The sequence below is a fragment of the Cellvibrio sp. GW822-FHT04B05 genome (assembly GCF_058800985.1).
Window position 1 is genome coordinate 621,071 of sequence record NZ_JBXAMU010000003.1, and the last position, 24,979, is coordinate 646,049.

General features: G+C 48.1%; 22 protein-coding genes. 17 read left to right on the plus strand and 5 right to left on the minus strand.

What is annotated here, in order from left to right:
* Nucleotides 1-19 precede the first annotated feature (19 nt).
* The 10 genes from infB (at nucleotide 20) to AC1RJL_RS12610 (ending at nucleotide 12,433) form a co-directional block, all read left to right on the plus strand.
* Nucleotides 20-2,788, plus strand: a complete 2,769-nt coding sequence (gene infB, locus AC1RJL_RS12565; protein WP_492914471.1) for a translation initiation factor IF-2 — start codon at nucleotides 20-22, stop codon at nucleotides 2,786-2,788.
* Nucleotides 2,789-2,945: 157 nt separating this feature from the next.
* A complete protein-coding gene (gene rbfA, locus AC1RJL_RS12570) occupies nucleotides 2,946-3,365 on the plus strand; it encodes a 30S ribosome-binding factor RbfA (RefSeq protein WP_492914473.1) in 420 nt (139 codons plus the stop codon).
* The gene (truB, locus tag AC1RJL_RS12575) at nucleotides 3,365-4,354 is read left to right on the plus strand and encodes a tRNA pseudouridine(55) synthase TruB (RefSeq protein WP_492914475.1); all 990 of its coding nucleotides are present in this window, start codon (nucleotides 3,365-3,367) and stop codon (nucleotides 4,352-4,354) included. Before rbfA ends, truB begins: the two co-directional genes overlap by 1 nt.
* A gap of 167 nt (nucleotides 4,355-4,521) precedes the next feature.
* Nucleotides 4,522-4,791, plus strand: coding sequence for a 30S ribosomal protein S15 (gene rpsO / locus AC1RJL_RS12580; protein ID WP_492914477.1), 270 nt, complete (start codon nucleotides 4,522-4,524; stop codon nucleotides 4,789-4,791).
* A 243-nt stretch (nucleotides 4,792-5,034) separates the two neighbouring features.
* Nucleotides 5,035-7,161 (plus strand): polyribonucleotide nucleotidyltransferase, encoded by a 2,127-nt coding sequence (pnp, locus tag AC1RJL_RS12585; RefSeq protein ID WP_492914479.1) that lies wholly within the window; start codon nucleotides 5,035-5,037, stop codon nucleotides 7,159-7,161.
* A gap of 320 nt (nucleotides 7,162-7,481) precedes the next feature.
* On the plus strand, nucleotides 7,482-8,357 hold the full coding sequence (locus tag AC1RJL_RS12590) for a TraB/GumN family protein (protein ID WP_492914481.1): 876 nt from the start codon (nucleotides 7,482-7,484) through the stop codon (nucleotides 8,355-8,357).
* Nucleotides 8,358-8,478: 121 nt separating this feature from the next.
* Nucleotides 8,479-8,853: a GntR family transcriptional regulator gene (locus AC1RJL_RS12595; protein WP_492914483.1), complete on the plus strand. Its 375-nt coding sequence runs from the start codon at nucleotides 8,479-8,481 to the stop codon at nucleotides 8,851-8,853.
* Between the two features lie 46 nt (nucleotides 8,854-8,899).
* Nucleotides 8,900-10,456 (plus strand): alpha/beta hydrolase, encoded by a 1,557-nt coding sequence (locus AC1RJL_RS12600; protein WP_492914484.1) that lies wholly within the window; start codon nucleotides 8,900-8,902, stop codon nucleotides 10,454-10,456.
* The gene (locus AC1RJL_RS12605) at nucleotides 10,453-11,247 is read left to right on the plus strand and encodes an ABC transporter ATP-binding protein (protein ID WP_492914486.1); all 795 of its coding nucleotides are present in this window, start codon (nucleotides 10,453-10,455) and stop codon (nucleotides 11,245-11,247) included. Before AC1RJL_RS12600 ends, AC1RJL_RS12605 begins: the two co-directional genes overlap by 4 nt.
* Nucleotides 11,240-12,433: an ABC transporter permease gene (locus AC1RJL_RS12610; protein WP_492914488.1), complete on the plus strand. Its 1,194-nt coding sequence runs from the start codon at nucleotides 11,240-11,242 to the stop codon at nucleotides 12,431-12,433. Before AC1RJL_RS12605 ends, AC1RJL_RS12610 begins: the two co-directional genes overlap by 8 nt.
* 118 nt (nucleotides 12,434-12,551) lie before the next feature.
* On the opposite strand, the gene AC1RJL_RS12615 is transcribed toward AC1RJL_RS12610, so the two are convergent.
* Complete coding sequence (locus tag AC1RJL_RS12615; RefSeq protein WP_492914490.1) at nucleotides 12,552-13,022, minus strand: nuclear transport factor 2 family protein; 471 nt, start codon at nucleotides 13,020-13,022, stop codon at nucleotides 12,552-12,554.
* 280 nt (nucleotides 13,023-13,302) lie between these two features.
* Here AC1RJL_RS12615 and AC1RJL_RS12620 point away from each other — a divergent pair, with 280 nt between their 5' ends.
* The 4 genes from AC1RJL_RS12620 to AC1RJL_RS12635 all read left to right on the plus strand — a co-directional run bounded on the left by AC1RJL_RS12620 (nucleotide 13,303) and on the right by AC1RJL_RS12635 (nucleotide 15,756).
* Complete coding sequence (locus AC1RJL_RS12620; RefSeq protein WP_492914492.1) at nucleotides 13,303-13,608, plus strand: hypothetical protein; 306 nt, start codon at nucleotides 13,303-13,305, stop codon at nucleotides 13,606-13,608.
* A gap of 101 nt (nucleotides 13,609-13,709) precedes the next feature.
* Nucleotides 13,710-14,240, plus strand: a complete 531-nt coding sequence (locus AC1RJL_RS12625) for a hypothetical protein (protein ID WP_492914494.1) — start codon at nucleotides 13,710-13,712, stop codon at nucleotides 14,238-14,240.
* Between the two features lie 106 nt (nucleotides 14,241-14,346).
* Nucleotides 14,347-15,111 (plus strand): sulfite exporter TauE/SafE family protein, encoded by a 765-nt coding sequence (locus tag AC1RJL_RS12630; protein WP_492914496.1) that lies wholly within the window; start codon nucleotides 14,347-14,349, stop codon nucleotides 15,109-15,111.
* A 120-nt stretch (nucleotides 15,112-15,231) separates the two neighbouring features.
* Nucleotides 15,232-15,756 carry a porin family protein gene (locus AC1RJL_RS12635; protein WP_492914499.1) on the plus strand — a complete coding sequence of 175 codons (525 nt, stop codon included), beginning with the start codon at nucleotides 15,232-15,234 and terminating at the stop codon, nucleotides 15,754-15,756.
* A gap of 94 nt (nucleotides 15,757-15,850) precedes the next feature.
* Here the strand turns inward: AC1RJL_RS12635 and AC1RJL_RS12640 are convergent, their stop codons facing one another.
* The 4 genes from AC1RJL_RS12640 to AC1RJL_RS12655 all read right to left on the minus strand — a co-directional run bounded on the left by AC1RJL_RS12640 (nucleotide 15,851) and on the right by AC1RJL_RS12655 (nucleotide 22,172).
* On the minus strand, nucleotides 15,851-16,285 hold the full coding sequence (locus AC1RJL_RS12640; RefSeq protein ID WP_492914501.1) for a hypothetical protein: 435 nt from the start codon (nucleotides 16,283-16,285) through the stop codon (nucleotides 15,851-15,853).
* Nucleotides 16,286-16,422: 137 nt separating this feature from the next.
* Complete coding sequence (locus tag AC1RJL_RS12645; RefSeq protein ID WP_492914503.1) at nucleotides 16,423-19,290, minus strand: DUF748 domain-containing protein; 2,868 nt, start codon at nucleotides 19,288-19,290, stop codon at nucleotides 16,423-16,425.
* 77 nt (nucleotides 19,291-19,367) lie between these two features.
* Nucleotides 19,368-19,709 (minus strand): zinc ribbon domain-containing protein YjdM, encoded by a 342-nt coding sequence (locus AC1RJL_RS12650; protein ID WP_492914506.1) that lies wholly within the window; start codon nucleotides 19,707-19,709, stop codon nucleotides 19,368-19,370.
* 135 nt (nucleotides 19,710-19,844) lie between these two features.
* On the minus strand, nucleotides 19,845-22,172 hold the full coding sequence (locus AC1RJL_RS12655; RefSeq protein WP_492914508.1) for a Tex family protein: 2,328 nt from the start codon (nucleotides 22,170-22,172) through the stop codon (nucleotides 19,845-19,847).
* A gap of 232 nt (nucleotides 22,173-22,404) precedes the next feature.
* Here AC1RJL_RS12655 and AC1RJL_RS12660 point away from each other — a divergent pair, with 232 nt between their 5' ends.
* The 3 genes from AC1RJL_RS12660 (at nucleotide 22,405) to AC1RJL_RS12670 (ending at nucleotide 24,973) form a co-directional block, all read left to right on the plus strand.
* The gene (locus tag AC1RJL_RS12660; RefSeq protein ID WP_492914509.1) at nucleotides 22,405-23,202 is read left to right on the plus strand and encodes a DUF2884 family protein; all 798 of its coding nucleotides are present in this window, start codon (nucleotides 22,405-22,407) and stop codon (nucleotides 23,200-23,202) included.
* Nucleotides 23,203-23,269: 67 nt separating this feature from the next.
* On the plus strand, nucleotides 23,270-24,046 hold the full coding sequence (locus AC1RJL_RS12665) for a head GIN domain-containing protein (RefSeq protein ID WP_492914511.1): 777 nt from the start codon (nucleotides 23,270-23,272) through the stop codon (nucleotides 24,044-24,046).
* Between the two features lie 66 nt (nucleotides 24,047-24,112).
* The gene (locus AC1RJL_RS12670; RefSeq protein ID WP_492914512.1) at nucleotides 24,113-24,973 is read left to right on the plus strand and encodes a hypothetical protein; all 861 of its coding nucleotides are present in this window, start codon (nucleotides 24,113-24,115) and stop codon (nucleotides 24,971-24,973) included.
* Nucleotides 24,974-24,979: the final 6 nt, after the last annotated feature.

The following is a 24,979-nucleotide window of genomic DNA, read 5'->3' on the forward strand; positions in this document are numbered from 1 at the left end:
CAATCCCTGAGGAAAAACAATGGCAGAAGTAACCGTTAACGAACTCGCCAAATCAATAGGTGCACCGGTCGAGCGTTTGCTTAAGCAAATGCAGGAAGCCGGTTTGCAGCACAAAAACGCCGAGGCAAAAGTTTCTGACGATGAGAAGCAGCGCTTGCTTAATTTTTTAAAGAGCAGCCATGGCGAAGCCGCCCTGGAGCCAAAAAAGATTACATTGCAGCGTAAAACCACCACCACCATCAAAACCGGTACGGGTAATGCACGCAAAACGGTAAATGTTGAAGTGCGTAAAAAGCGCACCTACGTTAAGCGTGAGGATGAAGTGGCAGAGTCCGCCGTTGCAGAACAACAGGAACCGGATTTTGAGCCGGAAATTGAAGTGGCATCTGAAGCGATAGTGGCTCAGGTGGAGCCTACGCCTGAGCCTGTTGTTATTGCCGAGGTTGCGGAATCTGCAACTGAAGTGCAACAGGACGCTGATGCTCCTGCAGCAGAATCTACGTCTCATCGCATCTCCTTTACCGATGGTATCGAAGAAAAGCGCCGTGCCGCGATTGAGCGTCGCCAAGCGGAAGAAGCTGCTCGCCTGGCTGATGTTAAGGCTCGCGATGATGCAAAACGCGCGGCGGAAGAAGCCAAGCGCAATCCTGTGCGCACTGAAAAGCCGGCTGACAAGCCTGCTGGTCAGGCACCGGCTAAAACTGCCAGGCCGGACGCCCGTGGCCCAGCCAAAGGTAAGCCAGCGGTTGCGGTTATTGCGCCACCTGCAGACAAAGAAGATACCAAGCATGGCCATGGCCATAAGAAAACCCACAAGCGCGATGATGACGATGCGGAAGATTCGGATCGCAATAAGCGCGGTGCAGGCAAAGCGGTTAAAAAGGGCGCGCCTGGCTCCAAAAAGTCTCCTAAAGTGGATCTGTTGGATTTTGTTGCCGAAGATGGTGAAGACAGCGATGTATTAGCGCGTCGCAGTCATTTGCGTGCGAGCCACAAAAAGCACAACAAGCATGCCTTTAAAAAGCCGACCTCCAAAATCGTTCACGAAGTGAATGTTCCGGAAACTATTCCGGTGGCAGAACTGGCACAGCGCCTTACTGTTAAAGTGGGTGAAGTGATCAAGCGTCTGATGAAGATGGGTGTGATGGCGTCGATGAACGAATCAATCGATCAGGACACAGCCGTGTTGCTGGTTGAAGAGATGGGGCATCAGGCCGTACTGGTTAGCGAAAACGATATCGAACATGCGTTGGAGCGTTCGTTGGAAACCGAAGGTGATCTGGTGCAGCGTGCGCCGGTTGTTACCGTAATGGGTCACGTTGACCATGGTAAGACTTCGCTGCTCGACTACATCCGCGAAGCCAAAGTGGCGGCGGGCGAAGCCGGTGGTATTACCCAGCATATCGGTGCTTACCGTGTGACTACCTCTCGCGGTGAAATCACCTTCCTTGACACTCCCGGTCACGCCGCGTTTACCGCAATGCGTGCCCGTGGTGCCAAGGCAACTGATGTGGTGATTCTGGTGGTGGCAGCGGACGACGGTGTAATGCCGCAGACCGAAGAAGCGATCCTCCACGCCCGCGCTGCCGGCGTGCCTATCGTGGTTGCGATCAACAAGTGTGATAAGCCTTCTGCTGACCCGGATCGCGTAACCAATGAATTGGTAGTGAAGGGTGTTATCCCTGAAAACTACGGTGGCGATACCCAGTTTATCCAGGTATCTGCCCACACTGGTCAAGGTATTGATGAACTGCTTGAAGCTATCTCGCTGCAAGCCGAAGTACTGGAATTGCATGCAGTACCGAGTGCGGCAGCGAAAGGTGTGGTGATTGAAGCGCGTGTCGATAAAGGCCGCGGTACCGTTGCTACCATCCTTGTTCAACAAGGTACTTTGAAGCAGGGCGATTTGATCCTTGCCGGTCAAAGCTACGGCCGTGTCCGTGCGATGAGCAACGAGCGCGGTCAGCAGGTAACTGAAGCCGGTCCATCCACTCCGGTTGAAATTCTGGGTCTGGATACCGCACCAAGCGCCGGTGATGATTTTGTGGTGCTGACTGACGAGCGTAAAGCCCGCGAAGTCGCCCAGTTCCGTGCCGAGAAAGAGCGCAAAGAGAAACTTGCGCGCTTCCAGGCATCCAAACTGGAGAACATGTTCTCCAACATGGAAGCGGGCCAAAAGAAAAATCTTACTGTGGTGGTTAAGGCTGATGTACGCGGCTCGCTCGAAGCGATCATGGCATCACTCAACGACATCGGTAACGATGAAGTACAGGTGAACATTATCTCTTCCGGTATCGGCGGTATTACCGAAAATGATGTGAATCTGGCGATTACCTCCGGTGCCATCATTGTTGGCTTTAACGTGCGTGCCGACAGCACTACCCGTCGCATGGCGGAGTCTGAAGGCGTTGATATTCGCTACTACAGCATCATTTACCAATTGCTGGACGAAGTGAAAGCAGCGCTTAGCGGTATGCTTGATCCAGAGCGTGTTGAGACCATTGTTGGTATCGCCAACGTACGCGAAGTGTTCAACTCACCGAAGTTCGGCCAGGTTGCCGGTTGTATGGTGATTGAGGGTACCGTATCGCGCAATAAGCCGATCCGTGTACTGCGTGATAACGTGGTGATCTTCACTGGCGAACTCGAATCCCTGCGTCGCTTCAAAGACGATGTTGCTGAAGTGCGCAATGGTTTCGAGTGTGGTATCGGCGTGAAGAACTACGACGTTAAAGTCGGCGATCAGATCGAAGTTTACGAAGTAAAAGAGGTCGCGCGCCAGCTCTAAGGCGGTCGCAACACCCGCGCCCCGCCCCTGTCATGGGGGTGGGGCTTTGTTTTTTTGACCCCTCCCCAACCCTCCCCTTAAAAATAGGAGGGAGTAATAGCTCCTCCCCCTGCGAAGGGGGAGGTTGGGAGGGGGTAATTATTGAGGTTAGTGGCGCATGCCAAGAGAATTTACCCGTTCAGACCGTGTCTCCGATGCCATCCAGCGTATATTGGCGCAGGTGATCCCCAATGAAATTCGCGATCCGCGCATCGGATTGGTCAACATCAATGAAGTCACCGTCACCCGCGATATGGCTTACGCCAAAGTCTATGTGACTTTTGTCGGTGTTGATGACGAAAAAGACAGTATTGCCGCTGCTTCGATCCTGAATAAGGCGAGCGGTTTTTTGCGTACCTTTTTAGCCAAGGAATTGAGCATGCGCACTGTGCCCAAGCTGCAATTTATCTACGACAAAACCTCGGTCAAAGGTCAGGCGCTATCGACCCTGATTGAGCGCGCATTAAGAGAAGACAGTCTGCATCAGCACGATGATGAACCTTCCCCGGAAGATGATCCCAAGGGCGAGCAGCACTGATGGCGCGTAGAAAAGGCCGTCCCGTTGACGGTGTATTGTTGTTGCACAAACCTGCCGGCATGACCTCCAACCACGCATTGCAGCGCGCCAAGCGGTTGTTTTTTGTAGAAAAAGCCGGCCATACCGGTGCGCTTGATCCTTTAGCTACCGGCGTACTGCCGCTGTGTTTTGGTGAGGCTACCAAGTTCTCGCAATTTTTGCTCGATGCTGACAAAGGCTATCGCACCTGTATCCGCCTGGGTGTGACTACCGATACCTGCGATGCCGACGGCGAAACCATCGAGCAAAAATCCACGGTGGGCATCACGCTCGCGCAAGTGGAGGCGGCGCTCAAACCGTTGACGGGCGATATCCTGCAAGTCCCGCCTATGTATTCCGCGCTGAAGCTCAATGGTCAACCGCTCTACAAAATGGCTCGTCAGGGTGTGGAAGTGGAGCGTGCACCGCGGCCGGTAACGATTCACAGCATCGATATTCTGGCGTTTCGCGCGGGTGATGAAGCTGAAGTTGAGCTGGATATCCGCTGCACCAAAGGTACCTATATCCGCTCAATTGCGGTGGATCTCGGTGCGGCTTTAGGCTGTGGCGGTCATGTCAAAACCCTGCACCGCTCGGCTGCGGGGTTGTTTAATGAGAGTCAGTGCATCACGCTCGAGGAACTGCAAGCACGCTTTGATGAAGAGCAGGCAGCGGCGGGCGACGAAGCGGCCTATGCCGCACTGGATACATATCTGCTCAGCGTCGATGCGCCAGTTACCAGCTTGCCTGCGGTAGACTTGCCCGCCAACAGCGCGCACTACTTCCGTTTGGGTAATCCGGTGATGGTGTCCAAGGTCTATCGATTTGGCGAGCAAGGTGATATTGTGCGCGTCTTTTGTACAGCAACCGAACAATCGCCCCGCGCGTTTCTCGGTTTGGGCAGTATCACCGACGAAGGTGGCGTAGCCCCCAAACGAATTTTGGCGAACCGCTCGGCCAACGAGCAGTAAGCCGCAAGAATTTACCCGCAAGCACTGCTTACCTGGGTAAAAAGCCGCGGATGACATCCACATGCACTCTTTATAAGAAGGCGTGGTGGATAATCACCGCAACAACCCACCTGTAAATATGCACGGGCGGGCTGTAATTGAATCGCATATTAATTGAGGAAAATATCATGGCACTGAGTGCTTCTGAAAAAGCTGCAATCGTTAAAGAGTACCAACAAGCAGAAGGCGACACCGGCTCGCCCGAAGTCCAAGTAGCTCTGTTGACTATCAACATCAACAAACTGCAAGGCCACTTCGCTGACCACAAGGCAGACCACCATTCACGTCGCGGTTTGATCCGTATGGTAAACGCGCGTCGTAAATTGTTGGACTACCTGAAAGGTAAGGACTCTTCTCGTTACGTTGCACTGATTCAAAAATTAGGTCTGCGCCGTTAAGTTTGTCCAGTGCCCGCTTTGCGGGCACTTTTTTTCTACTGGTGAGAAAAGTTGCTTTTATTTTTTTAATTGCATAAAAGAAAGTAGGGATTTGCGCTGATGAGAGAAAAAGTTAGCGCTCGGGCAGGACGCATCGTTTGTACTGATTTGTATTGATCTTGTATAGAGTTAAGAACGAGCAAACTTAAATAGACGCGTAACAATTAACGCAATTGATTTTTAGTGAATACAAAGGATAAAAGAGTGAATCCGATTATTAAGAAATTTCAATACGGCAACCAAACCGTAACCCTCGAAACTGGCCGCATTGCACGTCAAGCGACCGGTGCAGTATTGGCAACCATGGGCGAAGTATCTGTCCTCTGTACCGTTGTGGGTGCCAAGCAGGCATCACCAGGTCAGGACTTCTTTCCACTGTCTGTGCACTATCAGGAAAAAAGTTATGCCGCTGGCCGTATCCCCGGTGGTTATTTGAAGCGTGAAGGCCGTCCTTCTGAAAAAGAGACCCTGACTTCCCGCCTGATCGATCGTCCAATTCGTCCACTGTTCCCTGAAGGTTTCCTCAACGAAGTGCAAGTTGTGTGCACCGTTGTTTCTACCGACAAACAATACGATCCCGATATCGTTGCGATGATTGGTACTTCAGCTGCGCTGGCAATCTCCGGTATTCCATTCAACGGCCCAATTGGCGGTGCGCGTGTTGGTTATACGCAGGAAGAAGGTTACCTGCTCAACCCAAGCTTTGCACAACTTGAAACCTCCGAGTTGGATATGGTGGTTGCCGGTACCAAAGACGCTGTATTGATGGTGGAGTCTGAAGCAAAAGAATTGCCGGAAGACATTATGCTCGGCGCTGTACTTTACGCTCATCAAGAACTGCAAGCCGTTGTACAGGCTTGTGCTGAATTGGCGCGCGATGCGGGTAAACCGCGTTGGGATTGGCAACCGGTTGTTGCAAAAACTGCACTGACTGATGCATTGGTAAAAGACTTTGGCGATTCAATCGGCATGGCTTACCGCATCACTGATAAAGCGAAACGTTACGACCGTCTGGGCGAATTGCGCAATCAAGCGGTTGCTGAGTTGGCGACTGAAACTTCCGGTTTCACTGCTGATGAAGTTAAAGCGGAATTCGGCATGGTTGAATACCGTTTAGTGCGTTCGCGCATCGTTGCGGGCGAGCCACGTATTGATGGTCGCGACAACAAAACCGTTCGTCCAATCCAGGTCGAAGTTGGCGTGTTGGGCAAAGCGCACGGTTCTGCATTGTTCACCCGTGGTGAGACTCAAGCGCTCGTAGTAGCGACTCTGGGTAACGCGCGCGATGCACAAATTATCGATTTCCTTGAAGGCTCCAAAAAAGACGCATTCATGCTGCACTACAACTTCCCTCCTTACTCTGTAGGCGAAGCTGGTCGTATGGGCGCAACGGGTCGTCGCGAAATCGGTCACGGCCGTCTGGCACGTCGCGGTGTTACTGCCGTGTTGCCAAAAGAATCTGACTTCCCATACACCTTGCGTGTAGTGAGCGAAATTACTGAATCTAACGGTTCAAGCTCAATGGCTTCTGTGTGTGGCGCGAGCCTGGCGTTGATGGATGCCGGTGTTCCACTCAAATCACCTGTTGCTGGTATTGCAATGGGCTTGGTAAAAGAAGCTAACGGTTTTGCGGTATTGACTGACATCCTTGGCGACGAAGATCACCTTGGCGATATGGACTTTAAAGTTGCCGGTACCACCAGCGGTGTAACTGCACTGCAAATGGATATCAAAATCGAAGGTATTACCGAAGAGATTATGGAAATCGCACTGGAGCAAGCCCTGGCCGCGCGTTTACACATTCTCGCCGAGATGAACAAAGTGCTCGCCACTTCCCGTTCAGTGGTTAGCGAAAATGCGCCGCGTTTTGAAACCATCAAAATTCATCCGGACAAGATTCGCGACATCATCGGTAAAGGCGGTGCGACTATTCGTGCAATCACCGAAGAGACCCAATCTTCTATCGATATCGATGATGACGGCACTGTTAAAATTTACGCCGACAACAACGACGCATTGCAAGCCGCGATCCTGCGTGTAATGGGCATTGTTGCTGAAGCGGAAATCGGTGCAATCTATGAAGGTACTGTAGTGCGTATCGTCGACTTCGGCGCATTTGTAAACTTCCTGCCAGGCAAAGATGGCTTGGTACACATCTCTCAAATTGCCGACGAGCGCGTAAACAGCGTGAGCGATTATTTGAAAGAAGGCCAGGTTGTTAAAGTGAAATGTCTCGACGTAGACCAGCGTGGCCGTATCAAACTCTCGATCAAAGAAGCCTTGGCAGAAGAGTCAGGTGCAGCACCTGCGGCGGAATCGACTGAAGAATAATTTCAGTTATTTCTGCAATAAAAAACGCCCGCTTTTGCGGGCGTTTTTGTTTTTGGCAAACATGTTCAACATCACGAGGTTAACGATTTAATTTTCACCAGACTGCGGATGACAAAAACACACATGCACAGAGACAGTCAATGCCTGCCTTTGGATCAGCCCCAGCATCGTTAAGTGGTGCTTGGATATGTGGTCGTTGTTATTGCTCCCATTGTTAAATGCTTCATTGGAGCTTGCCAAACTATATTTTGTGTATTAGTGTAATAATACACTTTGGGTTTAAGTAATCTATCAGTACCGTATTTACCAGGGAGTTAACCATGAGACCTTACTCCAGCATTATTATTGCGTTGTTTACATTCGTCAGTATTGTTGCCAATGCTGAAACCAGTCTTTATGAAATCAGCAAAGGCGCGCAAAAAATTTATCTCGGCGGCACTATCCATGTGTTGCGCGATAGCGACTATCCGCTACCTGCAGAATTCGAACAGGCATATGAAAAATCAGATGTAGTGGTGCTGGAAACCGATATGAAAAAAGCAGGTTCGCCTGAATTTGGCCAGCAAATGGCGCAAGCGTTTATGTATAGCGATGGCAAAAATTTATCCCAGGATCTGCAACCGAAACTCTGGCAAGCGCTGCAGGCCTTCGCACAGCAAAACCAGTTTCCACTCGCACAGATGAGTGTGTTTAAAGCGATGTTTGTCAGCCTGTCGCTATCAATGACGGAAATGCAACGTAAAGGTTATGGTGTGGCGCAGGGAGTCGATACTTTCTTCTATCAAAAAGCCATCCTCGATGGAAAAGTTACGCAGGAATTGGAAACAACAGATGAAGTGTTAGTGCAGTTGAAATCACTCGCCGATATGGATGCAAATCTGGTGATTAAATCAACGCTGCGCGATTTGCGCAAAGTGGATCAGGTATTGGAAAAGTCGGTGGATTATTGGCGCGCAGGTGAATTGGACAAATTGGATAAAGAAATGGCAGCCGATATGCGCAAGGAAACTCCTGAAATTTATGAAAAATTGTTAATTACACGCAATCAAGCCTGGTTGCCAAAAATTGAAAAAATGTTTCAGTCACCTGAGATTGAATTGGTGTTGGTTGGTAGCCTACATCTCAGCAGCAAAGAAGGTCTGCTCGCACAGTTGGAAAAGCGCGGTTACTCTGTTAAGCCCTATCGCCACCAATAATAATGTATTTCAGAGGTTTCTATGTTGGCGTTAATTCAGCTCACTAATCTACGGCGTCAATTCGGTGGTGTGAGTGTTTTTAAGGGAATTACAACAGACGTATTTCCTGGGTGAAAAATTAATGTTCACTCTTAACCCGCAATCCGGTACTCCAATTTATCGTCAGTTGGTCGAACAAGTGCGGCGCATGGTGGCAGGCGGGCAATTAAAGGCTGGTGATGAATTGCCTTCTGTGCGCGAGCTTGCAGTGGCGCATGCAGTAAATCCCATGACAATTTCCAAAGCCTATAGTTTGTTGGAAGTTGAGGGCGTGTTAACCCGGCAGCGTGGTAAACCAATGCAAATCGCCGCACAGAATGCCCGAAAAAATTCCGAGCAGGAACGCTTGCAGCATTTGCGGCCACAGTTGGAACACTTAATTCTTGCAGCGCGCCAACTGGAAATCTCCGATAAGGTGTTAATTGCGAACCTACGTGAATTACTCGACGATAAATAAATTGAATCAAAATTGATAAGTTATTGGTTTTACTAAGGAACTACGTATGAAAGTACATGGGTCGTTTGGCGTCATCGGTTTGGTGATGCTCGGGTTACTGCAAGCGTGTAGTCCCCAAACAGAAAAAGAAATTGCGGCAAGTGCAATCATGCAACGTTGCCCGGGATTTGTTGAAACCGGTAAATCTCCGCTGGTTTATGGTGCTGAGTGCGGTGAGTTAACAGTAAAAGAAAACCCTGCTGATGTCAGCAGTAACGATATCCGTTTGGCAATTTTACGTCTGCCCGCGATCAGCCCTGTAGCGGATGCTGATCCGCTGTTCCTGATTCAAGGCGGTCCCGGTGGTTCATCTATTGATATGGCAAATGAGATCCATGGTTTTTTTGCTGATGTGCGCAAAAACCGCGATTTGATTTTTGTGGATCAGCGCGGCACAGGAAAATCCAATCCACTCGCTTGCGGCCAACTCAATCGCGAAGATTTAACCTTGTCGGAGTCTGCGCAAACAGAAAAGTATCTGGCACAGATAAAAAGCTGTGCCGAAAAATATCAAGCCAACTCTGCCTTTTATACTACGGTTTATGCAGCACAGGATTTAGACGCGGTACGTATTGCATTGGGATACAAAAATATTAATTTATGGGGTGGGTCTTACGGTACCCGCGTTGCACTCGAATATGCGCGACGTTATCCCCAGTATACACGTAGTATTATTTTGGATGGTGTGGCGCCTGTGAGCATTGCTTTGCCAAAATATTTTGCGCGCGATGCAATGGCTGCGTTGATTGCTGTTAATAATGAATGTCTTGCAAAAGCCGATTGTGCAGCCGAATTTGGCGATATAGTGCAAAAGGCAGAAATAGTCCTGCAACGTTTAAATATATTGCAGGAAAAAGGCGAATCGCTAGAGGTTAACTATGAACATCCACGCAATCAATTGGCTGAGAAGCTCAATTTAACACCGCGTACATTCTCATCACTGATATTTATGTCGCTCTATTCGCGTGATTTAACGGTATTGTTACCGCGCGCTATCAGTTTTGCCGAGAAGGAAGATTATCGGTTGCTGGCAGCACTTTCAGCGCTATCCAGTGAGCAAATACAATTGATGAATATTACTGAGGGTATGCGCTACAGCGTTATCTGCAACGAAGATTGGCCATTGCTTTCCAGGGATGATATTGAACAGAGCAAGCCGTTTCTAGGCTTTAATTTTGTGAAGGAAATGCAAGCGATTTGCGATCTGTGGCCCAAGGCCGGATTGCCAGCCGATTATTGGCAACCGGTAAAAAGTGAAGTGCCCGCATTGTTGTTGTCAGGCAAACATGATCCGGTAACGCCAGAAATATGGGCGCAAACCGTTGCAACGAATTTACCCAATGCCACTATGTTAAATGCCGCGGGTGGCAATCACTCCATTTCATCCGAAGGCTGCGTGCCACAATTAATTGCGCAGTTTATTGAGCGTGCTTCCATGCAAGGCATTAAAGCTGATTGTGTCAATAACATAAAACCCCTGCCGTTGGTATTGGGTGCTAATCAAAAACAAAGCACGAGTTCAACAGCAGATAGTGTGTCCTCGACAGGGAGTGCACAACCATGATCCGGGTAGAAAACCTTAGCAAAACCTTCTCAATAAAACAACGCAGTGGCTTTAATTTTTCCGCGAAGAAAAAGCGCATTGCGCCTGCTGCTATCACCGCTTTGGACGATGTCAGCTTTACTGTAAATGATGGTGAGATTACCGGGCTGTTAGGATTGAACGGCGCAGGTAAATCAACTTTGATGCGATTGATTTATGGCTTGTTGCAACCGAGTGCTGGTGATGTATGGATCAATGAGCATCAAGTCAGTAAGAATCCCAATGCGGCGCGTAAGCAATTAGGTGTATTGCCGGATGATACGGGTTTGTATAAGCGTCTGACAGCGCGTGAGAATATTCGCTACTTCGGTGCATTGCAGGGGCTGCAGGGCGATGCACTGGAACGTTCGATTAACCAACTAATTGGCTGGCTGGGAATGGAGGCGATAGCGGAGCGCCGGGCAGAAGGTTTTTCTCTGGGGGAACGGATGAAAACTGCATTGGCGCGTGCGATTGTACATCAACCACAGCATATTCTATTGGATGAGCCGACTAATGGTTTGGATGTGATTACCACCCGTGCAGTGCGGCGGTTATTGCACGAATTAAAACAGCAAGGGCGCTGCGTTATTTTCTCCAGTCATTTAATGCATGAGGTCAGCAGTTTGTGCGACCGGATTATTGTTATTTCCCATGGGAAAATTTTGGCTGATGGCAATCTTGAGGCAATTCTGGATGCGGGTAAATCGCATAATCTGGAAGATGCTTTTGTCAATTTAGTCCAACCGCAACAGGAGGTGCAGCATGGATGAGTTGTTCAATAAAATTGCGATAGTGTTTCGCAAAGAGTGGCGTGACTCATTGCGTGATAATAAAAGCCTGCGTATGACACTGTTGATGCCGATTTATTTTGTAGGTGTGTTTGTTGCCTCTTCGTTGTTTGTGATTCATATGAGCAACCAATCGAAAGCGACTAATAACGAGCCGATCAAGCTTGCCGTTGTTGGTGCGGAACAATTGCCACAGTTGCTTGATTGGTTGCAGGAACGTGGCGTGCAGGTGGATGCAGTGGCGGAGGATGCCTACCAGAAAGTCGAGAGGGGTGAATTGGGTTATGCGTTGGTCATTCCCAAAGATGCACGTGAGAAATTTTCCACTGGCCAGCCCATCGAGTTGGCTTTGGTATTTGATGCAACTAATAATAAATTGCAGGGTGCGATACATTTTGTGCGGCAACAGATTTGGAGTTGGAATGCGCGCATGGGCAGCCTGCGGTTATTATCGCGAGGTATTTCGCCCGGTATTGCCAATCCGGTTTACATTCGCGATCTCAATATCGCCAGCGATAAAAAAATGGGTTTTTTTGTGATGGCCAGCTTGCCCATGCTGTTAATCCTCACAGCATTTATGGGTAGTGTCGGCTTTAGTGCGGATATGACCGCAGGAGAACGCGAGCGCCGCTCACTGGAATCCTTATTGATTACACCGGTTCCCTCAACTGCGTTGGTGTTAGGGAAATGGCTGAATAGCCTTGCGCTGACATTAACAATTCTTTCTGTCGAAGTGATTCTATTGGTTGGCGCCTTTGCGTATGTACCTTTTAAAGAACTGGGATTGCGTGTCGATGTTTCTCTTTTGGAGTTGGTTGGTGTGTTTGTTGTTCTTGCATCGCTCTCGTTATTGGCTACCGGGTTACAATTTTTAATTTCATTATTTGCCCGCAGCTTTAAAGATGCACAAACCTATATGGGGCTGATGGTGTTTATTCCGATGGTGCCGCTGTTTTACACTTTGTTTAATCCCAGTGCATACGCTGAATGGTTTCGTTGGGTACCGGTGTTGGGGCATCAGGTATTGATCAAAGATTTATTACTTGGTGGCGATATCACTGTTGGACATTTTTTACAGTTGTGGTTCGTTTCTATCGTGATTACTGCCAGCTTTTTGATTTACACCATCCGGCATTTGCGTAAACCTAAAATTGTGTACGGGATTTAATTTAAATAGCAGGCAACAAAGAAGGCGCAGTTGCGCCTTTTTTGTTGGGTGGAAAATCGTTTAACTTTGCGGCGATTGTGTCACCATAAAATTTCATAACGATTTTCTGAAAGAATTTTTATTGCGCTTGTGGTGGAAATTTAAATGCCTGGCGCGCGAGCAATTTCCACTCGCCCGCTTGTTTTTGCCACACCAGTAGTATGCCCAAATGAATTTTATTGGGTATACCGCCGTCGTTAATGTCGGCATTGAGATTGTGGCGCACCAGCGCAACATCGCCGGAAATAGTAACGGTTTGATCGACCAAGTTGATGGTGACAAAGTCAGATTTGCCGCTGACAATTTTTTCAATAAACGCACTTTGGTCTTCAATGTGGCCGCCCGAGTGGCCGTAGCTTAAGAGCGGTGAGGACAGTTGTTTCAGCACTTTGCCATCGGCATTGATCATGGCTTGGCACAGTTGTTCTACTTTTTTATTGATCATCTGGATATCTGTTTTGTTATCCGCGAATGACAACGGGCTGAGGCACAAACTGGTGACAAGTAAAAACCGGGTGATAAATGGCTTTTTGAAAGAGATGCAATTCATAGGAAAACCCGTAGTGGTATGGATAGGGCGACCGAGTTAGCGTTGCTTATGCCGAATGAAGGTTTTTATATTGGGGGCGATCTTATAGTAGAGCGATTCTAGCGTTTAAGTGACGAAGATACATAGATCAATTATATAAAAGCATACTGACAGCCAATCTTGATATTCCAACACGGTTTTTGACAATAGTGCTAATTCTCACGACACTAATTGTGAAGAGTATCACATGTCGCCATAGTGATAACCTCAGGGTTGGTGAATCGAATCAGGGAGTTGCAGTATGCGGGAACTTAGAACCTCAAAATCGCCCCTTAAATCCAGCCTCGCCGAGCGCTTGCAACATATTGTCGATGACCGTCGCGGTGCGCAAAAAGCGGTGCCCATCGACTTGGGGCGCTACCTCAATGAATCCCAATTGCTCGCTTTGCACAGCCTGGAAAGTTTTGGCTGGCAGTTGTGGTTTGTGCGGCGGCCTTTGTTTATGGAACCGATCGTGATTGTTAGCAATGCGGAATCGACTCAGCATGCACAGTTGGACAGTGATGGTTCAGTAAATTTAAAACCGCCGATTCATTTGCGGCACTAAAAAGTTGTGTTGATGGCTCATTAGCCAAGGCACAAATTATTCAGGCAGGATTCAGTGGTTTGATCCTAGCATGAGCTTCGTATCCTCTACGGAGTTCCGCCATGAGCAAGAATCTGTCCGCTGCGTTGGTATTAATTATCTCTATTTCCTTGTCCGCTTGCGGTGGTGGAGGCGGCGGTACTGTGGTGGCGGAACATCCACACGATAATTTTGTTCCTGAACTGCGCGCCTTTGACATTATTGATAGTTATGATGTCGATACGGCAAACCCCAAGCATCCGCCTTTGGCACTAAGCCCTTATTTATATGACGGGCTTTACGAAATTTTTTGGGATGTAAATAGCCTTGAAGATTATCGGGTTACGCTGCGCATTAATAATCGCACCAACATTGCGGGTAGCTTGCCAATCTATACCCAAACCTGTGGTGCCGGTCGTCAGTGTGATCAATCAGGCGGTTGGGTGTGCGAATATACGAATGATTTTTACATGTCCTGTGAGGGCTCTTCGCGCGAGGTAGACATTTATTCGTTAATTAATAAGGTGCCGCAAAAGGTTTACCTGTTTATTGAGATTTGCGATATCAATTCCAATTACTGTGAGTACGATTATTACCCGGTAACCCTGGAATAAATTTCCCACCTGACACTTCTATAAATTTTTATCCATGCGCAGGGATAGTGCTGGAAAAATTCTTCCGAAGTGATCATGCTGCCATTTTTTCCGTGCAGTATTCTTCATGATTAGTGATCTCTCATTTTATTTTATCGCTATTCCCGTTGTGATTTTAGTCGGCATGTCTAAAGGCGGTTTTGGCGGCGGTTTTGGTACCCTGGCAGTTCCGCTTTTGGCATTGATGATCGATCCGCGCCTTGCTGCTGCAATTCTATTACCCATTCTCTGCAGTATGGATGCGGTGAGTCTGTGGAGTTTTCGCGGCACGTGGGACAAGCTCAATTTAAAAATCCTGCTGCCGGGTGCGTTGCTTGGAACCATCGCCGGCGCACTTACGTTTGAGATGACCAATGCGGATTGGGTACGCCTGATAATTGGTTTATTGTCGATCTATTTTGTTGCCCACTATTTGTGGGGAAAACATTTTTTAGCGCGCATGGAGCAGCGATCGCCCAATAAAATCGCGGGTAGTTTTTGGGGCAGTATTGCAGGTTATGTCAGTTATATCGCCCATGCGGGCGGACCGCCAATCGCGATTTATTTATTGCCGCAACATTTATCAAAATCCGTGTTGACGGGTACAACAATTCTGTTTTTTGCCATTATTAATTTTATTAAGCTAATTCCTTATGTATGGCTTGGACAAATTGGGAGCGGCTCTTTTTATACATCGCTTGCATTGTTGCCATTTGCGCCCTTGGGGGTTTTGCTAGGTGTTTATTTACATCATCGGGTATCGGACAGGGTTTTTTATTGGGTTAGCTACGGATTTTTGTTGTTTGCGGGTATCAAGCTGGTATATGAAGGTGGCACAGGTTTGTTCGGATGAACCAGTTGGCTGGAATTTGCATGCAAATTGGGTATTATGCAGTCGCTAGTTGCGGGGTGATCGTTTTGGGATGTACAGGGGGTCGCCTGAACACAACAATTTATTAAAGGATTCGAAAAAATGAAAAATTGGTTAGCTGCTATTGCGTTAAGTTTACCCATGGTTGCGATTGCTGGTGATAACACGACAGGTGGATTTTATTTGGGTGGCGGCGCAGCGGATGTGAAAATGCGTTTTGACGGAGGTGGCTCCCTTGATTGGACCACCGGTGAACTTATTGGCGGTTACAAACTGAGTCCCTATGTGGGTGGTGAGGCCCGCCTTGGGTACGGCTCTGAAGATGGCCTTGATCTGATTTATAACTCATTGTATTACCGCACCGAAAGCTCAAATGATACAGCTAAAACTTATCTGTTATTGGGTTATACCTTTGGAGTGGTCAAGCTTGATGCTGGTTCGGGCGAAGACGACACTGTTGACTTGAATGGTTTTTCCTATGGCGCCGGTGTGGGTTTCACCATTAATCCCCGTCTGAATTTTAATTTGGAATACCGGATGATTCTTGATGGTGATTCCAAATATGGCGGTGATAAAGAGGGGATTGAGCTAAGTGGTATATCAATCAATGTAGATTATCGTTTCTAATCCTATCTAAACAGAAATAATTGGCCGGGCAATTATTTGTGAGCTTGCCCGGCTCATCACAGAATTCAATTTTTGCTCCATGCTGAGCCAGGCATTATTCCGCTGCACCAATCGAGAGGCTTTCGCTATCTGCGCTGCTGCTACTGGTTGTTTGTATTGTGCAATGCCGGGTGATTTTTTCATCGATTTTCGCAGCGGCACTAGAGGTTTTATTTTGCTGTTTCCAAAATTTGCACTCCAGGCTGCGCTCTTTAATTGCTTTGAGCTTGGCGAGTCTGTCTGCTTCAGCTTTGTCTGCCAATTGCTGCTCACGACGTGCTTCTGCCGCTGCATAAAATGATTCGGTGTCGGCAGCACTGCTGTCGGTTTCTGCTGCGGGCTCCGCGAATGATGCTTCTGTGGATACAGCCGCCGATACTGGCTGAGGCGGCACCGCGTTGGAAGCAGAGCTGGTGAGAAGATAAACTGACAAGCCACCCAGCACAAATAACGCCGCGCCACCGATAACTGCCTTTACTCCTAATTCCATTGGGCTTTCTCCTGTAAGCAATGTTGAATCCTGGGGAGTGGTCGGCGATATTACTGACTTGCGTCACAAAATACAAAAACACATGGCAATTTTTTAGAGTTTAGACAGCTAATTTATTAACGCCCGCTGCGATAGGCTCAAGGTGATGGGAGCATCTGGTTCACGTCAGACAACTCCAACTTCACTATGCGACGGCTGCACATTTCTGCTTCACTGCAATCCAGATTGGAATTGATCAGCACGCGACTGCTATCCAGCTTCAAATGTTGCACGAGGAACTGTTTGGCGTTGAGGCTGCGGGCGGCAGCAAGCTTGACCAAATCGTCTTCGGTTACCTCTATCGTTTGTAGCCAGCGTTCATATTTTTCGTCCGCAGACGCGTTGCGGTTATGCTCAATATCCAGTTTTTTATAATGTTCCTCAATGACATCTTGCCATTGTTCATTCTTGGCTTTTATGTCGGCGTTGCTCAACCCGCTCTCCAGCAGTATTGGTTTGATGTGTTCCACTTGTATGCCGCGGTAATCGGTTTTGTGATCGTAAAAGCCACGCAACTCAATGCGTAATTCCGGCCGCTTGATCATAGCCTCATGTAGTGCATTGAGCTTCCTGGTGGCAGTGGCAAGTAGGCGGGGTGAACCGGAATTGAACGGCATATAGCCCAAGTCTTCTTTACTGCCGACGAGGTTAGCGAGTAGTTTGAATGGGGATTTGATAATTTTATTGAGGGTATTGGTGAAGGCCGCGCGAACAATTTTGCCCATATCAAATGTGGGATCATTGGGATTACCGCTGACATTAATATCGAGTGTTGCCACGCCATTTGCATCCGTAATTAATGCCAGCGCCAGGCGCAAGGGGATATCCATACTGTTAGCATTTTCTACTCGTTCACCCAGTTGCAGTTGATCCATTTCAATATGGTTGTCACCGACAATCAAGCCTTTATTCAAACGGTAGTGCAAATTAGCACTGAGCAGACCACGCTCAATTTTCCATCCGGCATAGTTACTCGAATAACCGCTGAAATTACCCAGATCGATATTTTCAAAATTCAGTTGAGCTTCCAATTGCGGTTGGGCAAGGAATGGTTGGGTTTTTCCTTGCAAACTGACCGGCGCATAACCATCTACATCACCATTAAATTTAAATTGCGCTGGCTTGCTATTGTCGGAGGAGAGTTCAGTCAGGATGCCACCAAAGTTTTGTACGACGGCCACAAAATTGGGCATTAAGGATTCATCGTGAAAGCGGAAAGAGGATTTTTCCAAAAAAAACTTATGCAGGGTAAATGACCAGGGCTTTTCATCGGTAGCCGGCGTAGTTTGCGCTGCATCCGGCGTGGCAACTGTAATCGGGATGAGCGCTTCGAAGTTGGTTTTTCCTTCGCTGGTGATAACAAACCGGCTATCCAGTCCACTAACGTCGAGTAATGGGACATCGATACTGTGTTCGTCCATATTTATCTGGGCATCGCTCCAGGTAAGGCTGTTACCGGTTAATATTTCTTGCGCATCGGCAAGCGGCCCCACCTTAAGATCGGTCACTGTTCCCTGGCTGATAATCTGTATCAATTCAGCATTGCGAATTTGCCATTCGGCATTGGTTGCCAGCTGGCCGGTAAAAATATCGGCCTTCAAATACGGGGTAAGTAACGGCTTTAACGTCTCGATGGGGAATGTTTGCAAGCTTGAAGAAAAATCTCCATCCAGTGACGTCATATTAAAACCGCCATCAACGGAGAGGGTGGCGCCGTCGTCAATGGTTGCTGAGGCTTTCATGCTTGCCGGGGTTGTGCTGCGGCTATCAATTTTATTCACCGCCAGATTTAACTGGCGGACTTTGAACGGGTGATTATTCAACTCGCCCGCTTTCCAATCGACGGCAGCGTTGTTGACCACAAGGGAGTTGATTACAAATCCCCAGGGTGAGCTTGCGTCGTTCGCCGGTGTTGTACTCTTGAGTGCAAATGCGCGCGCGAGGCCGGTATCACCACCCTGGTTCCAGCTTCCCAGTTGTAATCCATCAAGCTGGACATTGGCGATTGCAATTAACTGATTGCGACTGGCTGCAGAAATATTTTTTAGCTGTAGCTTGGCGAGTGACAATTCTGCATTGCGTGCGTCTTTTTTACCGCTGCGCAATTTAGTATTGGCCAACGACAATTCGGTTTGTTTGATCGACCAGTTGAAATTATCTTTCCACTGCAAATCGAATTGGCTTTTTCCATTGAGCTTTGCCGCTTCCAGGGTGAAGTTCAACTCGCTTTTAAAATACTGCCAAATCGGAAGCAAGTTAATATTGGAGAACCGCAGCTCGCCTTGGGTATTGTCAGCATGCAATTGGCCGGTCACGGTAATTTCTCCGGTCTCGGGTTTTCCCGCATGCAAATCGTAGGTCTGGTTTTGAGTATTGGCGGTAGAAAAATTATTGAGCGAGAACCGGATGTTTTCCAGGCGTGTGTGAAACACCGCCGATTGTTGTGCGTGACTAAATTCCAGGATGGCGGAACTGAGTGCAATGGTGTTGATTGCTAGCGCAAGTGGTTTTTCAGCTGGGGCCGGTTGCTTTGTTGCAGTGGGCGTGAGCGATTTCTGGTATTGTAAAATATCCTCAAAATTCCAATTGCCATTTTTCACAATTTGCGGATGCAGATACAAATTATCGATGGAAATGCTATCCAGCGTGTAAGTGAGATGTGCAAGCGATTGTAATAGCGATAGGTTCAGGGTTAAGCGATCAATTGACCAAAACAGGCTGCCATCGGGATTTTTGTCTTGCAGGCCACGCGCTGCAATTGCCAGATTGAAGGGGTTGAGGCTGACCAGCCCATGTTCTAATGTGCGCCCCGTTTGGTGCTGGTAAAGTTTTCCCAGGCCCCACGTGAGCAAAGGGCTGATTACCAGCACACACACCAACAGGTAAGCGAGATAAGTGTAGCCGGCTAAGCGGACGAACCGATGCTGGAAAAGCGGCGCCAGTAGAGTCCTGATGAACGCTTTCATCGTATCTCCTTCATTGCTTGTTCAGTGCTTGATTGCTCCGAGGCCAAGTGAGAAATCCAGCGCACTAAATTTTCTGTTCAGGCTTTTTTCACAAATTCCGACTTCAGCATCATTGCGCCTATGCCGTCTATTTTACAGTCGATATCATGATCACCTTCTACCAGACGGTTAATTTTTACTTTGGTTCCCACTTTCAATACCGATGAAGAACCTTTAATTTTCAGATCTTTTATTAGCGTTACAAAATCTCCGTCAGCTAACAAGTTGCCGTTGGCATCGCGCACGATTAATGCATCGTCGCTCGCCGTTGCAGATGCATTTTTCGACCATTCATATGCGCATTCCGGACAAATAATTAACTCGCCATCTTCGTAGGTATACTCGGATTTACATTTGGGGCAGGCGGGCAGTGTACTCATGGCTGATTTCTCGTTCCCGAATATTGCTTGGGGGTGGATAGGGTAAGTAGTACTGAAAATATAATCAGTAATTTTTTGTGTAACTGGCGATCTGCATTCCCAAACAGCGTTTGGGAATGCAGGGCGGGAATCGACCTATTTCTTTTTCATGGCCTGCTGTAACAGTGCGCCCATGCTGCCCATTGCCGCCGGTGCAGGATTATTTTTCTGCGCCGCACGTTGTTGGTTTTGCGATGGTGCACGAGAACCTTTATTGCCTTCGACTTTCTCGCCGGGCGTATCATCCAAACGCAATGACAGGGCAATACGCTTGCGCGGTACATCCACTTCCATTACTTTGGCTTTGACGATATCACCGGCTTTTACCGCTTCGCGCGGATCTTTAATAAAATTGTGCGAGAGCGCAGAGATATGCACCAAACCATCCTGATGCACACCAATATCCACAAATGCACCGAAGTTGGTAACGTTGGTGACAGTGCCTTCCAGAATCATGCCGGGAACCAGATCGGTAATTTCTTCCACACCTTCCTGGAATTGTGCAGTCTTGAATTCCGGACGTGGATCGCGGCCGGGTTTATCCAATTCTTTAATGATGTCGGTCACCGTAGGTACACCAAATTTTTCATCGGTGTAATCCGCTGCTTTTAATCCGCGCAGGAATGAAGAATCGCCAATCAAACCTTTAATCTCGCGAGTATTTTTCTGTGCGATTTTTTCCACTACAGAATAGGACTCGGGGTGAACAGCAGATGAGTCCAGCGGATTATCGCCACCGGCAACGCGTAAAAAACCAGCTGCTTGTTCAAAGGTTTTTTCGCCGAAGCGCGGTACTTTTTTCAACGCTGCACGCGAATTAAACGCCCCGTTCTGGTTGCGGAACTCAACAATATTATTGGCAAGTGTGGTGTTCAAACCGGATACGCGTGCAAGCAGTGCAGCTGATGCGGTATTCACTTCCACGCCTACTGCGTTCACACAGTCCTCAACAACCGCGTCAAGCGAGCGAGCTAATTGCGATTGGGATACATCGTGTTGGTATTGGCCAACACCAATTGATTTTGGATCGATTTTTACCAGTTCTGCGAGCGGATCTTGCAAGCGGCGAGCAATTGAAATCGCGCCGCGAATGGTTACATCGAGATCTGGAAATTCTTTCGCGGCAAATTCCGATGCAGAGTAAACCGATGCACCGGCTTCGCTGACGATCACGGTGCTGGCTTTAATGTCGCTGTGCTTTTTCAATACATCCTTGGCAAATTTTTCGGTCTCGCGCGATGCTGTGCCGTTACCGATCGCAATCAAACCCACGTTATGTTTGTTGCATAGGTGAACCAGAATTGCTTCGGATTCTGCGATTTTATTTAACGGCGGTGTTGGGTACATCACGCAGTGATCGAGCACTTTACCGGTGGCGTCAACCACGGCGACTTTTACACCGGTGCGCATGCCCGGGTCGAGGCCGATAGTGGCTTTTTGTCCGGCAGGTGCAGCGAGCAACAAATCTTTTAAATTGGATGCGAAAACTTTAATCGCCTCCTCTTCCGCTTTTTCGCGCAGTTCGCCGAGCAAATCCGTTTCCAAATGGGTGAGCAGTTTTACTCGCCAGGTCCAGCGCACCACTTCCGCTAACCAGGCATCGGCTGCGCGGCCTTTGTCTTTCACTTGCCAGTGATCGGCGATCATTGTTTCGCATGGATGACCGATTTTTGTTTCTTCATCGCCCACTTTGACGGTGATGCTCAACACACCTTCATTGCGACCGCGGAACATCGCCAACGCACGATGTGAAGGTACGGATTTGAGTGGTTCATCGTGTTCAAAATAGTCACGGAATTTTTGTACTTCTTGTGATGTGTCGGTGAGTTTTTCCGCCACCGCGCGCGCTGTGAAAGTCGCTTCCTGTTGCAGGAAGTGGCGCAGACGACCAAGCAATTCAGCGTCTTCACTGAATTTTTCCATCAGGATGTACTTGGCACCGTCGAGTGCCGATTTCACATCATTTATGCTGTGCTCGGCGTTGAAGTATTTAGCCGCTTCCACTTCCGGCGCGAGGGTTGGATCGCCCAGCAGCGCTTCGGCTAATGGCTCAAGGCCAGCTTCGCGGGCGATCTGGCCTTTGGTGCGGCGCTTGGGTTTGTAGGGCAAATACAAGTCTTCCAGGCGGTTTTTGGTATCGGCGATCTGGATCTCGCGCTCCAATTCCGGCGTTAACTTGTCCTGCTCAGCGATAGATTTGAGGATCGCAGCACGGCGCTCTTCCAATTCGCGCAAGTAACGCAGGCGCTCTTCCAGGGTACGCATTTGGGTATCGTCCAGTCCGCCAGTCACCTCTTTACGGTAACGGGATATGAAGGGGACGGTTGCGCCTTCATCCAGCAGCCCTACGGCGGCGCTAACTTGTTGTTCCTGAACATTTAATTCGTCGGCAATGCGTTTGGCAATACTGGATAAGCTGGTCATAGAAGAAATGCTCGTGTTGCGGCTTGAGTCGGAAAGGGCACCATTATCCTCAAAATGAGGCCGCCTGCCAGACTTGTTTTTAGGCGGTGTTTATGAGCGGAAAAGAATATTTTGCACCGGATGAATCCGATTCAGCCAAACCTGCGTCTGACTCAATAACTGCGGGGCGAGTCGCCGGCACTAAGCGGATGTTTTTCCACAAAATGCATTTAACTCTGGAAGGGAGCTGGACATGAAATTACTAACAAGCTTGGTTGTATTGTTGATGGCCGGTTCTGCGGCAGCGCACAACTCATGTAATCTTGATTTGAATACCGGTTTGCGTATTACCGACACCAGTATTGAGTTTTTTGAGGGTGAGCAATCGCTTTATAAAATTATCGAAAACCAATATTTGGAAGTTAAAGGGCAAGCGCAAAAGCTCACTCATGCGCAGCAACTATTGGTTGAAAATTATGCGACCCACATCCGCGCAGCAGTTCCCGAAGTGCAGGGTTTGGCTATGGACGGAATTGATCTGGCAATTGAAGGAGTAGTGTTTGTATTTGATGGGTTGCTGGGGGAAAAGAATAAAGTGTCTACGCAATTAACGACTGAGCTGACCAATTTGAAGGGCGATATCAGCCGTCATTTCAGCTCGGGCAAACCGATCAGTTTTAATCGCGGCGATGGCGGTGATACTCCGGATTTTTTAGGTAAACAATTTGAAACCCGCCTTGAGCGCATTGTGGAAACGTCGGTGCAGGATTCTATTGGCGGGTTAATGATGGCGATCGGTAAAGAAATTTTGTTGTCCGGCGGTGATATGGAAGCTTTCGAGCAGCGGATGGATAAATTCGGCGAAGAGTTAGAAGTACAGATGAATGCCCGTGCTGTGCGAATGGACGCGCGTGGTGAAAAGCTTTGTAACGCAATGATTGAAATCGATAGTATTGAAGAGCAATTAAAACGCTCCATCACCGCAATTGCGTCGTTTAATGTTATTCAGGTAAATGAACCGGAAATTCAGATTGCCCGGCAAAAAATTTAATGACTAATCGTTACCTTCATTAGTGCATTTTTATTTAAGTTATTGAGTTGGATTCCAGGAGATTATTATGTTGCGCGCCTTAACGATGATGGCTTTTGTTTCAATGATAGCGCCAGTGGTACTGGCAGAAACCATCGCCAAAACCTATCCGGTAAAAGATTTTACTGAGTTCGTATCGGGTGGAAATACAACGGTAGATATTATCCAGGATGGCAGCGAACATTTGCGTGTTGAAGCGGATGCGGAAGTGATGAAGCGGGTAAAGGTCGATCAAACCGGTAATCGTGTGAGTGTATGGGTTAAGAGCGACGGAAAATTTTTTGGCTGGTTTGGCCAGGGTAATGATCCGGTGCGCGTTATATTGCGGGTAAAACACTTGGACTATCTGGAAATATCCGGTGGCGCGCGCGCGCAAGTAGGTGATCTGCAAGGGGAAAAATTCCAGCTCAATGTTAGCGGGGCAGGTAACGTTGATTTGGCCAGGTTAAATGCAGGTGATTTAAAAGTGGATTTGTCCGGCGCAGCGAATGTGCGCATTGGCAGCGTCAATAGCCAGTCGCAAAATTTCGATTTATCCGGTGCATCCAATACTGACATAAAATCCACCAGCAATAGCCAAAAGCTGCGGGTAAGCGCGAGCGGTGCCAGTAATTTTCGCGGCAAAAAACTCACTGCAAAACACGCTGATCTTGAAGCCAGCGGTGCATCTCACGTTGAGGCAGCGGTGACAGAAATACTTAAGGCCAACGCCAGTGGCGCCTCCAGCGTCGATTATTACGGCAATCCCAAGGCAAAAACTGATGCGAGCGGCGCAAGCCATGTGAATGCACATCCTATCCATTAATTATGTGGAAAATGCATGGTGGAATTTTTGGTGCGCTTATGGGTCTACTACTGACGGATACCTTGAATGGGCAGGGTGTTCAGTAGATCGAGAAGGAGTATTAATAAAGCCGCCATGCTGATAATTAAACAGTTTTCCAGAGGCTATTTTTCGGTTGGGCTGTTGGGATGTTTACTAATTCCCTCCCAATGGGTTCTGGCAGATGGCCAAGCCGATCTGCGCAATGCGTTAAGGCAATTGCAGTCGAAAAATCCGATCGCAGTCAATGCTCAATTCAAATTGGCTGGACGTAGCGGTGATCATGACGATTTAATCGAACGCGAAGGGCTGATTAATCTGCGCATCGAAGATGGTCCTACAGGCCTCCGTGCGATTTATTCTCCAGAGCTTGTGGCGCAATTGCATGCGGAAGAGCTGGCGAAAGTTGAAGATGAAAATGTAAAAAATTCGGCACTCAATGCGGTTGGACAATTTGAATATTGGGAGTGGCGCGAGCTGCTTTACCCTGCTGCGCAATTAGAACTGGCTTTGGCTCGTTCCCGCTTTATTGATGAGAAAGTAGATGAACGAAATGGACAGCAGCTGCGTCGGTTAAAATTCAGTATGCCGCACGATCAGGTCGATAAAAAATATCGCAAGTATATTAAAAAATATAAAAATCATTTATTGATCTGGATTGATGAAAATGGAGTGCCGATTGCAAGTCAGATAACCGAGAAGGGATCAGGTCGGGTTTTTATCGTGATCAGTTTTCAATTTGAAAATGAAAGCTACACCGAATATCGACAGCAGGTTGGTCGCTTGCTTACGGTGAAGCGTGAAGTTAAAGAAGAAACTTCCGGTGCGGCCATGCAGAGCCAGCGTCATTTCATTACTACGGTAACACCAATAGCTTTGGTTCCTGCGACCTCGAACACTGCTAAATAATCAACA

What these genes read in the sequence shown, in the direction of transcription:
- rpsO (WP_492914477.1), top strand. Translation starts at nt 4,522, where the DNA reads ATGGCACTGAGTGCTTCTGAAAAAGCTGCAATCGTTAAAGAGTACCAA.
- AC1RJL_RS12640 (WP_492914501.1), bottom strand. Translation starts at nt 16,285, where the DNA reads ATGGAATTAGGAGTAAAGGCAGTTATCGGTGGCGCGGCGTTATTTGTG.
- AC1RJL_RS12625 (WP_492914494.1), top strand. Translation starts at nt 13,710, where the DNA reads ATGAGCAAGAATCTGTCCGCTGCGTTGGTATTAATTATCTCTATTTCC.
- AC1RJL_RS12655 (WP_492914508.1), bottom strand. Translation starts at nt 22,172, where the DNA reads ATGACCAGCTTATCCAGTATTGCCAAACGCATTGCCGACGAATTAAAT.
- rbfA (WP_492914473.1), top strand. Translation starts at nt 2,946, where the DNA reads ATGCCAAGAGAATTTACCCGTTCAGACCGTGTCTCCGATGCCATCCAG.
- AC1RJL_RS12645 (WP_492914503.1), bottom strand. Translation starts at nt 19,290, where the DNA reads ATGAAAGCGTTCATCAGGACTCTACTGGCGCCGCTTTTCCAGCATCGG.
- AC1RJL_RS12660 (WP_492914509.1), top strand. Translation starts at nt 22,405, where the DNA reads ATGAAATTACTAACAAGCTTGGTTGTATTGTTGATGGCCGGTTCTGCG.
- AC1RJL_RS12650 (WP_492914506.1), bottom strand. Translation starts at nt 19,709, where the DNA reads ATGAGTACACTGCCCGCCTGCCCCAAATGTAAATCCGAGTATACCTAC.
- AC1RJL_RS12635 (WP_492914499.1), top strand. Translation starts at nt 15,232, where the DNA reads ATGAAAAATTGGTTAGCTGCTATTGCGTTAAGTTTACCCATGGTTGCG.
- AC1RJL_RS12630 (WP_492914496.1), top strand. Translation starts at nt 14,347, where the DNA reads ATGATTAGTGATCTCTCATTTTATTTTATCGCTATTCCCGTTGTGATT.
- AC1RJL_RS12610 (WP_492914488.1), top strand. Translation starts at nt 11,240, where the DNA reads ATGGATGAGTTGTTCAATAAAATTGCGATAGTGTTTCGCAAAGAGTGG.
- AC1RJL_RS12615 (WP_492914490.1), bottom strand. Translation starts at nt 13,022, where the DNA reads ATGAATTGCATCTCTTTCAAAAAGCCATTTATCACCCGGTTTTTACTT.
- AC1RJL_RS12590 (WP_492914481.1), top strand. Translation starts at nt 7,482, where the DNA reads ATGAGACCTTACTCCAGCATTATTATTGCGTTGTTTACATTCGTCAGT.
- AC1RJL_RS12605 (WP_492914486.1), top strand. Translation starts at nt 10,453, where the DNA reads ATGATCCGGGTAGAAAACCTTAGCAAAACCTTCTCAATAAAACAACGC.
- infB (WP_492914471.1), top strand. Translation starts at nt 20, where the DNA reads ATGGCAGAAGTAACCGTTAACGAACTCGCCAAATCAATAGGTGCACCG.
- AC1RJL_RS12670 (WP_492914512.1), top strand. Translation starts at nt 24,113, where the DNA reads ATGGGCAGGGTGTTCAGTAGATCGAGAAGGAGTATTAATAAAGCCGCC.
- AC1RJL_RS12595 (WP_492914483.1), top strand. Translation starts at nt 8,479, where the DNA reads ATGTTCACTCTTAACCCGCAATCCGGTACTCCAATTTATCGTCAGTTG.
- AC1RJL_RS12665 (WP_492914511.1), top strand. Translation starts at nt 23,270, where the DNA reads ATGTTGCGCGCCTTAACGATGATGGCTTTTGTTTCAATGATAGCGCCA.
- AC1RJL_RS12600 (WP_492914484.1), top strand. Translation starts at nt 8,900, where the DNA reads ATGAAAGTACATGGGTCGTTTGGCGTCATCGGTTTGGTGATGCTCGGG.
- truB (WP_492914475.1), top strand. Translation starts at nt 3,365, where the DNA reads ATGGCGCGTAGAAAAGGCCGTCCCGTTGACGGTGTATTGTTGTTGCAC.
- AC1RJL_RS12620 (WP_492914492.1), top strand. Translation starts at nt 13,303, where the DNA reads ATGCGGGAACTTAGAACCTCAAAATCGCCCCTTAAATCCAGCCTCGCC.